Genomic DNA, 14,196 nt, shown 5'->3' on the forward strand with positions numbered 1-14,196 from the left:
CAGTGCGCCCCTTTTCTTCCGGAGCCTTCCATGAGCATCCCCGAACACAACGCCCTGCATGGCAAGACGCTCGAACAGATCCTTACCGTGCTGGTCGCGCATTACCAATGGCAGGGCTTGGCCGAGCGGATCGACGTGCGCTGCTTCAAGAGCGACCCGAGCATCAAGTCGAGCCTGACCTTCCTGCGCAAAACCCCCTGGGCCCGCGCCAAGGTCGAGCAACTGTACGTGAACCTGCAGCGCGGCCGCTGATGCCTCGTCATCCCTGGCTGTTGCTGGCCGCGGTGTTGGGCTGGACGGGCCTGGGCGTGCAGGTCTGGCTGGTGCTGCTGGCACGGTGGCAGGCCGAGGCCAGCCTGATCGGTGGGTTGGTGAGCGTGTTCGGTTACTTCACCGTACTGAGCAATACCCTGGTGGCCACGGTGTTGACCCATGCCGCCTGGGATCGCACGAGCGCCGCCCGGCGCTGGTTCCTGTCAGCGGCGGTGAGCACGGGGGTGGCGGTGAGCATCGTGGTGGTGGCCGTGGCCTACAGCCTGCTGCTGCGGCACTTGTGGCATCCCGAGGGTTGGCAGTGGCTGGCCGACGAGCTGCTGCACGACGTGATGCCGCTGCTGTTCGTCGTGTACTGGTGGCGGGTGGTGCCCAAGGGCACGCTGCGTCTGCACCACCTGGCGTTGTGGAGCCTTTATCCGGCGCTGTATTTCGCCTTCGCCTTGTGGCGCGGGTTCGAGATCGGCGTGTATCCCTATCCGTTCATCGACGTGGCGCGGCTCGGCTACCCTCAGGTGATGCTCAACGCCTTGGGCGTGCTGACCGGCTTCTGCGCCACGGGCCTCTTGTTCATCGCCCTGGACCGCTGGCGTGGGGCACGCGCGCCGGCCCAGGGCTGAAAAGCTCAGTCCTCTTCCGGCGTGCCGTCGGCGCGCCAGTAGGCCACGGCCTTGAGCGCCTGCTCGTCGACGCCTTTGTCCAGCAGCACCGCCTTGACCTCACGGCTCAGGCGCTTCTCCAGCGCCACCCAGGCGTACAGGCTGCCGGTGGGCAGGGCCAGGGCGCGGACCTGTTGCACCAAGTCCTGCGCATGACGCAGCACCCACACCACCTCGACGTTCGCCGGGCTGCTCAGCGGCTGCCGTTCCTGCGCGTCTTCGATCTGCACCAGCACCAAGGCGCGACGTCCGGCCGGCAGCTCCTCCAGACGCCGGGCGATGGCCGGGATGGCGGTTTCGTCGCCGATCAGCAGGTAGCTGTCGAAGGCATCGGTGACAACCAGCGACGCCCGGGGGCCGGCGATGTGCAGGGTCTGGCCAGGGGCGGCTTGCGCGGCCCAGGTCGAGGCAGGGCCGTCGCCGTGCAGGACGAAATCGATGTCCAGTTCCAGCGCCTGCGGATCGAAGCGCCGTGGAGTGTATTCGCGCATCGTGGGGCGGGTGCTGGCGTCCGCACCCAGCTCGCCGGCGTCGAGGGCCGCTTGTTGCGCCGCGTCGTTGGCGAACAGCAGCTTGACGTGGTCATCGCTGCCCAGGCTGACGAAGCCTTCGAGCGCAGCGCCGCCAAGGGTCACGCGGCGCATGCGTGGGGTCAGGTCGGTGACCCGCAGCACTTGGAGTGCGCGGCGATGGATCGTGTGGTTCACGCGGTAGATGGCGTCTGTCATTGCGGCGTTTCCTCGGATAGGGGGTTGGGGCCGCCGGCGATGGCCTTGGCGGCATCGTTGAGCAGGCGGCTGACGCGCTCGATTTCCTCTTCGCTCCAGTGACCGTTGTGCAGGTGCAGGGCGTGGCGCAGGTTGCCGACAGCCTGATGGATGCGTTCCGGACGTTCGTGGCCGCTCAGGGCGCGCTTGCTGACTTCGAGGCGCATGCGCACGCCCTCAAGAGCTGCAGCCTGCTCGCGCAGGTGCTCGTGACCCCGTTCGGTGACGGTGTACAGACGCTTGCTACCCTGCGCCGCGCCGCGCACCCACTCGGCTTCCTCGAGAAAGTTCAGGGTGGGGTAGATGACGCCGGGGCTTGGGCTGTAGCTGGCATCGAAGAGTTGCTCGATCTGACGGATCAGGTCGTAGCCATGGCCGGGCTGTTCGGCCAGCAACGACAGCAACAGCAGCTTGAGATCGCCCGCTGCGAACACCCGCGGGCCACGGCCGCCTCGGCGTTCGAAGGGATCTGGGGAAGAAGGGGAGCGCATTTAGGGATCCTGGGCATCTGATAAGGCTTGAGATATTACTCAAGATATATCTTTGCATCATCCCTGAATGCGCATGATTATCATCGACTAAATCGATCGATGCTCGTCTGCCCCTGTCGTACCAGGCCGTAGCACCTCCGCGGCGACGAAGCCTGGCGCCTTGCATGCGGTCTCGCCTGTGGGTTCGAGGTAGGGCATCAGAATCGGTGCCATGCCTTTGAGCACTTGCACCGGCAGCGCCGAGGTGAACGTGAAGGCTTCGGCCGAGTGCCCTGGCACGAAGGCGGTCAGGGTGCCGAAGTGGTTGTCTCCGAGGAAGAACACGAAGGTGGCGGTGCGGTTGAGCGAACGCGAGCCGATCAGGCGCCCGCCGGCACCGAAGCTTTCGATGCGGTTGTCGCCGGTGCCGGTCTTGCCGCCCATGACCAGCGCGGTCCCATCCTGCCGCGTGAAGCTGCCGGCGATGCGCCGTGCGGTACCGGCATCGACCACTTGCGACATCGCCCCCTTGAGCGCCCGCGCCACCTCGACCGGCAGAATCCGTTTGCCGCGGTCCGGGTCGCTGACCAGCTTGGTCTCATAGGGTGTGTCGGCGGCCAGGTGCAGGGTGTCGATGCGCAGGGTGGGCAAGCGCACGCCATCGTTCTGGATGATCCCGACCAGCTCGGACAACGCCGCCGGGCGGTCACCGGAACTGCCGATGGCAGTGGCCAGCGACGGCACCAGATGATCGAACGGATAGCCCACACGCTTCCAGCGCTGGTGGATGTCGAGGAAGGCTTCGATCTCGACCATGGTGCGGATGCGGCTGTCGCGCGCGCCCTGGTGGCGGCTTTTGAACAACCAGCCGTAGACTTCCTGGCGCTCGAAGCGACTGGCGTTGATCGCCTCGCGCTGGCTGGCGCCGGGGTTCTTCAGCAGGTAGCCGAGCAGCCACAGGTCGAGCGGATGCACTTTGGCGATGTAGCCCTGGTCGGGCAGGTCGTACTTGCCGGGGCCGTAGGCTTCGTACATCTCGGCCAGGCGACCGTCGTTGAGTTTGGCCAGCGCGGCTTTGTTGTCCTGGCTGTGCGCGCGCACGAAGGCGTTGAAGGTTTCCTGGCGCGCCTCGGGGAACAGATAGCGGTGCACCGCCGCCAGGCGCTGCGGCGTGGTACGCAGGCTGTCGAGGAAAGTGTCCAGGCGCTGCTGCGAGGTCTTGCGCTGGTATTTCTTCCAGAAGCGCAGCAGGTAGTTGGTGCCTTCGCGGTCGGCGAAACGCGCCAGATACTCTTGGCGACGCGGATCGGCATCGTCCTTGAGCAGCGGCTCGCGGTTGTAGGGCTGCTGGTAGGTGACGTAGCGCACCACGTCGCGCATCAGGCGAATGAACGGCAGGTTGATCGACTCGCGCAACGCATCCTTGAGGCTGGGATTGCGACCATCGTCCTGACGGCGGAAGTTGTTGAATCGGTGCATGCCGCCCCCGGTGAAGAACCCTTCGCCGGTGCTGGCCGAGTACTTGCGTTCCAAGGCGGCGTCGAGCATGGCGTCAAGATTTGGGTCGCGGCTGTTCTGCATCAGCCAATCGAGCGACCAGCGGCTGAGGCGGTCGAGGTCCGCCACTTCGACCTTGCGCAGTTCGGCCAGCGGCTTGCCGGCGTAGCGCTCGTGCAGCTCGGCGATGATTTCCAGGTAGGTGGTCAGCACCCGCAGCTTGGCCGTCGAGCCCAGCTCCAGCTTGCTGCCTTCGTTGATGTCGAAGGGCTGGTTGGTGCTGTCGGTCTGCACCCGCACCCGCGAGCCGTCGGCGGTGCGCTCGAACAGGGTGAAGCTGTAGCTCACCTGGTCGGTGGTGCTGGCGGTCAGCAAGCGATGGCCGATCAGGCCGATCTGCGCGGCGAAGGCCGGGTCGGCGAGGTTCTTCAGGTATTGGCTGACCTGCACTTGCAGGCCGGCTTGCAGCGTGCTGGTGGCGGACAGGTCGAGACGGTCGAGGTCGTACAGCGGGCGGCTGAACATCGCCGCCAGGCGATTGCGCGCCAGGCTGATGCCTTTGTTGGTGACGATCGGGACGATGGTCGGCTGCGCGACCCAGTCGCGGTACACCGCCTTGCTGGCCAGGGCCGCGTCGGCCAGAGGCGGCGTGACGATGCCGTTGGCGGCCAGCACGCGCAGGTGCGCGTCGACCAGTTCGGCCAGCTCGATCCGCCCTTTGGACAGGTAATGCGAGGGGCGACGTTGGGCGATGATCAGCGACAGCACCTCGCGCAGCGCCAGGCCGCGCTCGGCCAGGCTCTTGGCATCGACGGCGGTACCGTTGAGCGAGGCGTTGATCTGGTCGAAGTCGGCGCCGAACCACACCCGTAGCCCTTCGGCCATGCCATGCACTTCACCGTGGCCGGGCACTGCCGAGAGCGGCACGCTGTTGAGGTAGTCGCGCACGATGCGCTGGCGCGCCAGCGTGGTGTCCGGCCCGTCCTGGTAGGCACGCACGCTGGCCGAGAACATCTGCCGCAGTTTTTCGGCCCCCGATACGGTCAGCCCGTCGGGCGAATGGCGGTATTTTTCCAGTTGCGTGGCCAGTGTACTGCCTCCTGCCGATTGACCGGGCAGGGCCAGGTACTTGGCGACCTGGCTGTAGGCGGCCTTGGCGAAGCGGGGCCAGTCCACGGCAGGGTTGCTCTGCGGGTTGCGGGTGTCGAGCAGGTCGCGGTTCTCGATGAACAGCAGGCTCCTGACCATCACCGGAGGAATGTCGGCGAAGGTAGGGTAGAGCTGCTGCGGGTAGTTGTACTGGTAGAGGATGTCGCCACGGCAATCGGTGATCGACAGCCCGGCCTGGCCTTTTTCTGCGTAGGGCACGAACAGGCCATGGCCGACATAGTCGATCAGTGCCGGAGAAAAGCGTGTCTGCGCCTGGATCACGTAGTCGCGCTTGAGCAGGCGCGGCAGGAACTCACCGATGCTGCTGTAGCCCAGGCGCTTGTCGAACGGACCTTCGCCGGGATAGAGCACCGCGTCGCTCGGGCCTGGCTGCAGGGAATAGGTGAGGGTGCTGGCCAGGCGGCTGAAGGTGCGCGCTTGCAGCTTGGATGTCTGGACTTCCTGGTAAACGGCGATGCCCGCCACGGCGATGGCCAGCAGGAAGATCAGGGCCAGCAGCAACCACCACAGCCGACGCCGACGGCGGGGCTTTGGCGCAGTGGCAGGGGCCTGCTCGGTATCGGGCGATTCCATTCGGGGAGGTTCCGTGTGCCGCAGTGTACCCATAGTTCGAGATCCGACCGAGTGGTTTCATCGTTCTGGCCTGAAGCTTAGACGGTGAGCGGCTGATGTGAAAATTTTGTCAATGATTGTCGCGACTTACTGTGACCGTCGTCGCCTTGAAGAGGTTGCGCGGGTTTTGCGTCATTTCACTTATAGATCCGCACAAAGCGTGAAGCGGGACATGTGCGGCTAGTCGTTCATCGGGGAAAGGTTGTCGAGAACGGTTCTTGAGAATTATGTTATATAGTATCAATAGTCATCCGAGATCGTTGCCATGAAGCCTAACATCCACCCTTCCTACCGCACCGTGCTGTTCCACGACACCGCCGCCGACGTCTACTTTCTGATCGGTTCCACCGTAGACACCGACCGTACCCATCTGCACAGCGATGGTCAGACCTACCCCTACGTGGCTCTGGATGTTTCCAGCGCTTCGCATCCGGTCTACACCGGCCAGCAGCGCAAGACCACCGTCGAAGGCCGGGTGGCCGGCTTCAACAAGCGCTTCGCCGGGTTTTCCGCCAAGCGCAACGGTTGAAACGAACGCGCCGACCTTGCTGGAAGGAGGCGAGCATGGGAAGCTCGCCCGCCCATCGCACGAGGTCGTTCCATCATGTCCACCGTCATTCGCGTTGCCGCGGCGTTGTTGATCGACGCCCAACAGCGCACGCTGCTGGTGCGCAAACGCGGCACCCAAGCCTTCATGCAGCCGGGCGGCAAGATCGACGCCGGTGAAACCCCTCGGCAAGCTCTGGCCCGCGAGCTGTTCGAAGAGTTGGGCTTGCGCATCGACCCGGAGCACGCCGTGGCGCTGGGCAGTTTCAGCGCACCGGCCGCCAATGAACCGGGCTGCCAGGTACAGGCCGACCTGTTCGAGGTGTTCACCGCGCAAGCCGTGATGCCTGCGGCCGAGATCGAACAGGTACTGTGGTTGGCCGCCGATGACGCACCTGCCGTGGAGCTGGCCCCGCTGACCGCCGAGCAGATCCTGCCGCTTTACCGCGCGCGGCTCAACGCGCCGCGCTGACGCCGTCGAGGGTGGCGAAGGAAGTGTCCTTCGCGGTCAGCAGGAAGTCGCGCATGTACGGCGCATCGAGCATGTCGGTACGCACTGCCGCGTACAGCGTCGCGAACAGACCCTTCTCGCCCAGGCGCTTGCCCTTCACATAACCGCGGTCGCTGTATTCGTGCAGCGCCCAATGCGGCATGCCGCACACGCCCCGCCCACTGGCCACCAGTTGCATCATCATCACGGTCAGTTCGGAGTTGCGCACCGCGGCCGGCTCGATGTCGGCAGGTTCGAGAAAGCGGGTGAAGATTTCCAGGCGGTCGCGCTCGACCGGATAGGTGATCAGCGTCTGGTCGATCAGGTCCTGCGGCACCACGTAGGGTTTGCTGGCCAACGGATGCTGGTTGGCCACCGCGAGCATGGCCTCGTAGGTGAACAGCGGGACGTAGGTGATGTTGGCCAAGTCCAGCGGGTCGGAGGTGACCACCAGGTCGAGGTCGCCACGGGCCAGGGCCGGCAAGGGGGCGAAAGCGAAACCCGAGGCCAGGTCCAGCTCCACTTCCGGCCAGGAGTCGCGGAACTGGTCGATGGTCGGCATCAGCCACTGGAAGCAGCTGTGGCACTCGATGGCCATGTGCAAACGTCCGGCCGTGCCACCTGCCAGGCGTGCGATGTCGCGCTCGGCACCGCGCAGCAGGGGCAAGGTGGCATCGGCCAGTTGCAACAGGCGCAGGCCTGCGCTGGTGAAGCGCAGCGGCTTGCTCTTGCGCACGAACAGCGGCAAGCCGAGGCGTTCTTCCAGTTCCTTGAACTGGTGGGACAGCGCCGACTGGGTGAGGTGCAGACGTTCGGCGGCCTCCACCAGGCTGTCAGCCTCGCGCAAGGCATGAAGGGTTTTCAGGTGGCGGATTTCCAGCACTTGCAGCTCCGGGATGAAGGTCGTTGGCACTCAGGGAGCGGATGAGTTTCCCTCATGTTGCTGGAGCTGTCGACCGCTGCCGCGTTGCGCTCGACGGTTTCCTGGCTGGGTCGAGGCGACCGCTCCGTCTCAGCCCAGGCCGTATTTCTTCACTTTGTCGAACAGCGTGGTCTTGGCCATGCCCAGTTCCTGGCTGGCCTGGCTGAGATTGCCACCGGTGCGCAGCAGCGCTTCGCTCAGCAGGTTGCGCTCGAAGGCTTCCACGGCCTCGGCGAAGCCCAGGCCCTGGCTGGCACCGGCCACGCTCTTCTTGAATGCCGGCAGGCCCAAAGCGAAACGCTCGGCCACGTTGCGCAGTTCGCGCACGTTGCCCAGCCATTCGTGGGCCATGATCTGCGACAGGGTCTGGCTGTCGAGTTCGGGTGCCTGGCGGTCGAAACGCAAGGCGGCCTGCTCGAGGAAGTGCTCGAACAGTTGCAGGATGTCTTCGCGGCGTTCACGCAGCGGGGGCAGTTCCAGGGTCACCACGTTCAAGCGGTAATACAGGTCGCTGCGAAACTCGCCGCGCTGGCCCAGGCTCTGCAGGTCGGACTTGGTCGCCGCGATCACCCGGCAGTCCACCGGGATGCTTTGGTTCGAACCCAGTCGCTCCAGGGTGCGCTCCTGCAACACGCGCAGCAGCTTGATCTGCAAGTTGATCGGCATGCTCTCGACCTCGTCGAGGAACAAGGTGCCACCGTTGGCATGTTCGATCTTGCCGATGCGGCGCTTGCCGGCGCCGGTGAAGGCATTGGCTTCGTGGCCGAAAATTTCGCTTTCGAACAGGTTTTCCGGCAACCCGCCGCAGTTGATCGCCACGAACGGCTGGCCCTGGCGGCGGCTGAACTCGTGCAGGCAGCGCGCCACCAACTCCTTGCCACTGCCGGTTTCGCCCTCGATGAGCACGTTGGCCGAGGTGTCGCCCACGTTGCTGATCAGCTCGCGCAGGTGCTGCATGGCCGGCGAGCGGCCGATGATCCGCGCTTCGAGCGAGCCTTGCCCGGCCAACTGCCGACGCAGCGCGCTGACCTCGCGCGACAACCCACGCTGCTCCAGGGCGCGGCGCACCACATCGACCAGGCGCTCGGGCGAGAAGGGCTTTTCCATGAAATCGTAGGCGCCGTTGCGCATGGCCCCGACCGCCATGTCGATGTCGCCATGGCCGGTGATCAAGACCACCGGCAGGCTACGGTCGCGGGCCTTGAGCCGGGCGAGCAGCTCCAGCCCGTCGATGCCGGGCAGGCGGATGTCGCTGACGACGATGCCGGCGAAATCCTCACCGATGCGTTCGAGTGCCAGTTCCGCGCTGCCCACGCCTTCGCAGGCGATGTCTTCGAGGGCCAAGGCCTGCTGGCAGCCGAGCAGCACATGGGGATCGTCCTCGACGATCAGGACGGTGAGGGGGGCTTGGGTCATGGGAGCTCGGCCGTGTCGGTGGAAGGGGTGACCAGAGGCAGCAACAGCACGAAGGCACTGCCGCCCTCGGGCGGATGTTCGACGCTGAGGCTGCCTTTGGCAGCGGCCGCCAGACTGGCCGAGAGGGTCAGGCCCAGGCCCAGGCCATGCTCGCCCGGTTTGGTGGTGAAGAAAGGCTCGAACAGGCGCTTGCGCATTTCAGGGTCTATGCCATGGCCGTTGTCGCGCACCTGCAAGCGATACTTGTCGCCTTGCAGCTCGCCCTCCAGCCACAGCGTGGGGCGCTCCCGGTCGCCGGTGGCATCCAGCGCGTTGCTGATGAGGTTGGCGAGGATCTGCTCCAGGCGCGTCTGATCGATGGCCAGACGTTGCTCGTCGAAATCGCGGTGCACGCGCAACCCACTGCTGGACAGACGCGCCGCCAGCAGCTGCTGGCAGGCATCGACCGCCTTGCACAAGGACGCCTGGCCGCTGTCGTCGCCGCGTCGGGCGAAGGAGCGCAGGCTGGCCGTGATGCGACCCATGCGGTCGATCAGGTCGTTCATGGTGCGCAGGTTGGTCGAGGCCACGTCCATGGCGCCGCGTTCGAGGAAGCGCACGGTGTTGCCCGACAGCGTACGCAGCGCCGCCAGCGGCTGGTTCAGCTCATGGGCGATGCTGGTGGACATCTGCCCGATGGCTGCCAGTTTGCCGGCCTGGACCAGTTCGTCCTGGGCCTGGCGCAGGGTCTGTTCGGCGTGCCTGCGTTCGCGGATCTGCCCCTTGAGCCGTTCGTTGCTGGCTCGCAGGTCAGCGGTACGTTCGGTGATGCGCCGCTCCAGTTGATTGTTGGCTTCCTGTAATGCTTCGCGGGCGGCCAACCGCGTGGCGATGACTTTGCGCCGTTCGTTCCAGGCGATGCCAAGGATGGTCAGCAAGGCGAAGGCGAAGGCCACCAACGCGCCTTGCACCATCGATTCGCGGCGCAGGTCCTGCAACGGCGTCAGCAGCGTGAAGTGCCAGGGGGTATCGGCCAGGCGGCGGGTTTGCGACAGATAACTCACCGCTTCCGGGCCGCCGGGATCGGTTTCGTCGTGCGCGGGGAAGGTGAGCTTTTCCACGCCATCGCCCAAGGCTTCGCGGTCCAGCGGTTGCAGCTCGTTGATCGGCCACCAGTAGTATTGCAGGCTGCGCGCCAAGCGCTCCTTGACCTGCGGGGTCAGCGGCTGCAGCGACTTGAGGCGCCGCGTCGGGTCGCTGGAGAGAATGATGATGCCGTTCTCGTCGCTGACGAACGCCTCCAGGCGTGCCCGTTGCCAGCGTTCCTCGAGCGTGTCCAGACGCACCTTGACCACCGCGACGCCGACGATCTTGCCATGTTCTTCCAGACCGTGAGCGAGGTAGTAGCCTGCTTCGCCGGTGGTGCTGCCGATGCCGTAGAAGCGTCCGGGCTTGCCCCGCACCGCATCCTGGAAATAAGGGCGGAAGGCCAGGTCTTCGCCGAGAAACGAGTCTGCATCGCGCCAGTTGCTGGTCGCCTGCACGCGGCCTTGGGTGTCGAGCACGAAGATCACCCGGCCATTGCTACGGCGCTTCATGCCTTCGAGGTATTCGTTGACCGCTTGTCGGTCGGTGGCGTCGGGGTCGGTCAACAGACGCGAGACGCTGTTTTCCAGCTCCAGCAGGCTGGGCAGATAGGTGTATTTGCTGATCTCGCTCTCCACCGTGCGCGCATGCAGCTCGAGCTGGCGCTCGCCGTTTTCGCTCAACACACGAATGCCGTTGTTCTCACTGATCAGGTAGGCGATCACACCGAAGCCGAGCATCAGCAGGATGATCAGGGGTGGAATGAGCAATTGGCGAAGCAGGCGGGATTTCACGGCAGGCTGGTTGAGGCGTATGAGCGCGGGGGTGCATTTCATCACAGTGGCCTTGTCATCGCCAGCCTGCGCCGCTCGCGGCGGCGCAGGCCGGTGACACTCAGTGCTGCAGGATCTTGCTGAGGAAGTGCTGGGTCCGCTCGTGGCGCGCGCTCGGGTCGCCGAAGAAGGCTTCCTTCTGGCAGTCCTCGATGATGTGGCCTTTGTCCATGAAGATCACGCGGTTGGCAACCTTGCGGGCGAAGCCCATCTCGTGGGTGACGCACATCATGGTCATGCCTTCGTGGGCCAACTCGACCATGACGTCGAGCACCTCGTTGACCATTTCCGGGTCGAGCGCCGAGGTCGGTTCGTCGAACAGCATGACGATCGGGTCCATCGACAGGGCGCGGGCGATGGCCACACGCTGTTGCTGGCCGCCGGACAACTGCCCGGGGTGCTTCTTGGCATGGGCGCTGAGACCGACCCGGTCGAGCAGGGCCAGGCCCTTCTTGGTGGCTTCGGCTTCGCTGCGGCCCAGCACCTTGCGTTGGGCGATGGTCAGGTTCTCGGTGATGCTCAGGTGCGGGAACAGCTCGAAGTGCTGGAACACCATGCCCACGCGCGAGCGCAGCTTGGGCAGGTTGGTCTTGGAGTCGGCGATCGACGTGCCGTCGACCACGATGTCGCCTTTCTGGAAAGGCTCCAGGGCATTGACGCACTTGATCAGGGTCGACTTACCCGAGCCCGAGGGACCGCACACCACCACCACTTCACCTTTCTTCACTTCGGTGTTGCAGTCGGTCAGTACCTGGAAGTCCCCGTACCACTTGTTGACGTTCTTGATGGAAATCATACGGCGATCCTTTTTTGCAGACGCTTGACCAGCCACGAAGCGGAGAAGCTGATGATGAAGTACACGGCACCGGCGAACAGCAGGAACTCATGGGAGCGCCCGATGATGTCGCCACTGGCGCGCGAAGCGTTGAGGAAGTCGATCAAGCCCACGGTGTAGACCAACGAGGTGTCCTGGAACAGGATGATGCTCTGTTGCAGCAGCAGGGGCGTCATCTTGCGGAACGCCTGAGGCAGGATGATCAGGCGCATGGTCTGGCCGTAGCTCATGCCCAGGGCCTGGGCGGCGCCCATCTGGCCCTTGGAGATGGACTGCACGCCAGCACGCACGATTTCGCAGAAATACGCCGCCTCGAACATCATGAAAGCCACGACGCAGGAGGTGAACGCACCGATCGGCGTGTCTTCGCCAGTGATCCAGCGCAGCACGAAGGGCACCGCCAGATAGAACCAAGTGATCACCAGCAGCAACGGAATGGAGCGGAAGTAGTTGACGTAGGCACCTGCCACACGCGACAGCAGCTTGCTCGAAGACAGCCGCATCAGCGCCAGGACGGTGCCCAGCGCGATGCCGCCAACGACGCCCATTACCATCAGTTGCAGGGTCAGCAGCATGCCGTTCCACAAGGCTGGCAGGGCAGGAATGATTTCGCTGAAATCCAGTTCCATTTACTTGCCTCCTACGGAAATCAGGCCAGGCACGGCCACTTTTTTCTCGACCAGGCGCATCAGCAGCATCAGGCCCATGTTCAGGGTGAAGTAGATGAGCGTGGCGAGGGTGAAGGCTTCGAACAGGTTGGCAGAGAACTCCGCGGTCTGTTTGGTTTGCGCCAGCAACTCCATCAAGCCGATCAGCGACGCCACCGACGAGTTCTTGAACACGTTGAGGAATTCGGAGGTAAGCGGTGGAATGATGATGCGGAACGCTTGCGGCAGCAGCACGTTGCGGTAGATCTGCGACAGGCTGAAACCCATGGCGCGGGCCGCCGATTCCTGACCCCGAGGCAATGCCTGGATACCGGTGCGCACCTGCTCGCAGACCCGTGCGGCGGTGAACAGGCCTAGGCAGATGATCACGCTGATCAGTGCCGAGGTGGTGGGGTTGAGGTCTTGCTTGAACCATTCCTGCAGCCCTTCGGGCAACAGGTCCGGTACCAGGAAGTACCAGATGAACAGTTGTACCAGCAGCGGCACGTTGCGGAACAGTTCCACGTACGCGGTGGCGATGCCCGATACCAGGCGATTCGGTACGGTGCGCATGACGCCGAGCACCGAACCCAGCGACAGGGCGATGATCCAGGCAGAGATGGCGATGGCGATGGTCCAGCCCAGACCGGTGATGTACCAGTCGAGGTAGGTTTCGCTGCCTACGCCGGTGGACTTGAAGAAAACACCCCAGTCCCAGTTGTAATTCATCGGGATTTCCCCTCAGACGGTTGTTTCACAGGCACCTTCCGACATTCGGGGGCGCGAACGCCCTCGAATGAAAGGTTAGACACTTAGGGAAGGCCTGCCGGGTTAAATCGCGCGCGCGATGCGCTGCAGGCCAGGCACAGGGGTCAGGATTTCTTTTCGTCAGCAGCTTTGTCGGTCGGCTCTGCAATCAGCTTCTTGAGCTCGTCGCTCATCGGGAACTGCAGGTTCAGGCCTTTTGGCGGAATCGGCTGTTGGAACCACTTGTCGTAGCTCTTGTTGACTTCGCCGGATTTGAAGTAAGCCACAATGGCGTCATCGACCGCTTTCTTGAAGGCAGGGTCGCCGTTGCGGACCATGCAGCCGTAGATCTCATAGGACTGCGGTGTGCCAGTGATGACCCAGTCCGAGGGCTTCTTGGCTTTGGCCATTTCACCGGCCAGCAGAGCGTCGTCCATCATGAAGGCTACGGCACGGCCGCCTTCGAGCATGTTGAAGGCCTCGCCATGGTCCTTGGCGGAAATGACGTTCATCTTCATCTGCTTGTCGGAGTTCATGGCCTTGAGCAGACGCTCGGAGGTGGTGCCTGCGGTGGTCACGACGTTTTTACCGGCCAGGTCGGCGAAGTCTTTGTATGCGGGCTGGCCGTCTTTGACCTTGGTCAGCAGGCGGGTGCCGACTTCGAAGATGCCTACCGAGAAGCCGACTTGCTGCTGACGCTCGACGTTGTTGGTGGTCGAACCGCATTCCAGATCGACGGTGCCGTTTTGCACCAGTGGGATGCGGGTCTGGGACGTCACCAGGTTGTATTTGACGTTGATGTCGGTGCCCAGTTGCTTTTTCAGCGCTTCGACGACCGCCAGTTGGATGTCGTGGGAGTAGCCCACCGGCTTGCCCGTCGCGTCAGCGAAGTAGGAGAACGGGATGGAAGAGTCGCGGTGACCCAGGGTGATGGTGCCGGAGTCCTTGATCTTTTTCAGTGTACCGGTCAGCTCTTCGGCCATGACCGGAGAAGCGATGACTGCAGCTGCGATGGCCGCGCCCAGCAATTGACGAACGATTCGCATCAAATTTTCCTCGACGTGTTTGTTTTTTTTATTGAGCCGTTGGCGGACTCTTTCGTTTCAACGAATACGAGAGCATTCGGACCTCTAGTGTAGAGCATTAGTCATGCCAATAAAGCCTGCGATGCGCCAGTTTGCCGTTCGAGGGCTTGGCGCCTAGTCCGGAACAGTGGCTTGGGTGGTTAAATGGCCGGTAATCCGAAC

General features: G+C 63.9%; 14 protein-coding genes. 4 read left to right on the top strand and 10 right to left on the bottom strand.

The window, feature by feature from the left end:
• Positions 1-30 precede the first annotated feature (30 nt).
• Together AA0Z93_RS13410 and AA0Z93_RS13415 are read left to right on the top strand one after the other, a co-directional pair.
• Entirely contained in the window at positions 31-252 is a 222-nt protein-coding gene (locus AA0Z93_RS13410; protein ID WP_413048492.1) for a VF530 family DNA-binding protein, read from the top strand.
• Positions 252-893, top strand: coding sequence for a Pr6Pr family membrane protein (locus AA0Z93_RS13415; protein ID WP_413048491.1), 642 nt, complete (start codon positions 252-254; stop codon positions 891-893). The genes AA0Z93_RS13410 and AA0Z93_RS13415 overlap by 1 nt, the downstream gene beginning before the upstream one ends.
• Before the next feature lie 5 nt (positions 894-898).
• Here AA0Z93_RS13415 and AA0Z93_RS13420 read toward each other — a convergent pair whose 3' ends face one another.
• The 3 genes from AA0Z93_RS13420 to AA0Z93_RS13430 all read right to left on the bottom strand — a co-directional run bounded on the left by AA0Z93_RS13420 (position 899) and on the right by AA0Z93_RS13430 (position 5,442).
• The gene (locus AA0Z93_RS13420) at positions 899-1,660 is read right to left on the bottom strand and encodes a siderophore-interacting protein (RefSeq protein ID WP_413048490.1); all 762 of its coding nucleotides are present in this window, start codon (positions 1,658-1,660) and stop codon (positions 899-901) included.
• Positions 1,657-2,190, bottom strand: coding sequence for a PadR family transcriptional regulator (locus tag AA0Z93_RS13425; protein WP_413048489.1), 534 nt, complete (start codon positions 2,188-2,190; stop codon positions 1,657-1,659). Before AA0Z93_RS13425 ends, AA0Z93_RS13420 begins: the two co-directional genes overlap by 4 nt.
• A gap of 87 nt (positions 2,191-2,277) precedes the next feature.
• Positions 2,278-5,442 (bottom strand): transglycosylase domain-containing protein, encoded by a 3,165-nt coding sequence (locus AA0Z93_RS13430; protein ID WP_413048488.1) that lies wholly within the window; start codon positions 5,440-5,442, stop codon positions 2,278-2,280.
• A gap of 271 nt (positions 5,443-5,713) precedes the next feature.
• Between AA0Z93_RS13430 and AA0Z93_RS13435 the strand changes: the two genes are divergently transcribed.
• Together AA0Z93_RS13435 and AA0Z93_RS13440 are read left to right on the top strand one after the other, a co-directional pair.
• Positions 5,714-5,977: a type B 50S ribosomal protein L31 gene (locus AA0Z93_RS13435; RefSeq protein ID WP_413048487.1), complete on the top strand. Its 264-nt coding sequence runs from the start codon at positions 5,714-5,716 to the stop codon at positions 5,975-5,977.
• Between the two features lie 75 nt (positions 5,978-6,052).
• A complete protein-coding gene (locus AA0Z93_RS13440; RefSeq protein ID WP_413048486.1) occupies positions 6,053-6,466 on the top strand; it encodes an NUDIX hydrolase in 414 nt (137 codons plus the stop codon).
• On the opposite strand, the gene metR is transcribed toward AA0Z93_RS13440, so the two are convergent.
• The 7 genes from metR to AA0Z93_RS13475 all read right to left on the bottom strand — a co-directional run bounded on the left by metR (position 6,450) and on the right by AA0Z93_RS13475 (position 13,995).
• Complete coding sequence (gene metR, locus AA0Z93_RS13445; protein WP_296263616.1) at positions 6,450-7,367, bottom strand: transcriptional regulator MetR; 918 nt, start codon at positions 7,365-7,367, stop codon at positions 6,450-6,452. The two genes, AA0Z93_RS13440 and metR, sit on opposite strands and share 17 nt — an antisense overlap.
• Before the next feature lie 129 nt (positions 7,368-7,496).
• Positions 7,497-8,822 carry a sigma-54-dependent transcriptional regulator gene (locus AA0Z93_RS13450; RefSeq protein WP_296263456.1) on the bottom strand — a complete coding sequence of 442 codons (1,326 nt, stop codon included), beginning with the start codon at positions 8,820-8,822 and terminating at the stop codon, positions 7,497-7,499.
• The gene (locus AA0Z93_RS13455; RefSeq protein WP_413048485.1) at positions 8,819-10,723 is read right to left on the bottom strand and encodes a sensor histidine kinase; all 1,905 of its coding nucleotides are present in this window, start codon (positions 10,721-10,723) and stop codon (positions 8,819-8,821) included. Before AA0Z93_RS13455 ends, AA0Z93_RS13450 begins: the two co-directional genes overlap by 4 nt.
• Positions 10,724-10,781: 58 nt before the next feature.
• Positions 10,782-11,516, bottom strand: a complete 735-nt coding sequence (locus tag AA0Z93_RS13460; RefSeq protein ID WP_296263460.1) for an amino acid ABC transporter ATP-binding protein — start codon at positions 11,514-11,516, stop codon at positions 10,782-10,784.
• The gene (locus AA0Z93_RS13465; protein ID WP_296263462.1) at positions 11,513-12,184 is read right to left on the bottom strand and encodes an amino acid ABC transporter permease; all 672 of its coding nucleotides are present in this window, start codon (positions 12,182-12,184) and stop codon (positions 11,513-11,515) included. Before AA0Z93_RS13465 ends, AA0Z93_RS13460 begins: the two co-directional genes overlap by 4 nt.
• Positions 12,185-12,931 carry an amino acid ABC transporter permease gene (locus AA0Z93_RS13470; protein ID WP_413048484.1) on the bottom strand — a complete coding sequence of 249 codons (747 nt, stop codon included), beginning with the start codon at positions 12,929-12,931 and terminating at the stop codon, positions 12,185-12,187.
• A gap of 143 nt (positions 12,932-13,074) precedes the next feature.
• Positions 13,075-13,995 carry a glutamate/aspartate ABC transporter substrate-binding protein gene (locus tag AA0Z93_RS13475; RefSeq protein WP_413048483.1) on the bottom strand — a complete coding sequence of 307 codons (921 nt, stop codon included), beginning with the start codon at positions 13,993-13,995 and terminating at the stop codon, positions 13,075-13,077.
• Between the last annotated feature and the right edge of the window lie 201 nt (positions 13,996-14,196).

Source organism: Pseudomonas phoenicis (assembly GCF_047302395.1).
GTDB lineage: Bacteria > Pseudomonadota > Gammaproteobacteria > Pseudomonadales > Pseudomonadaceae > Aquipseudomonas.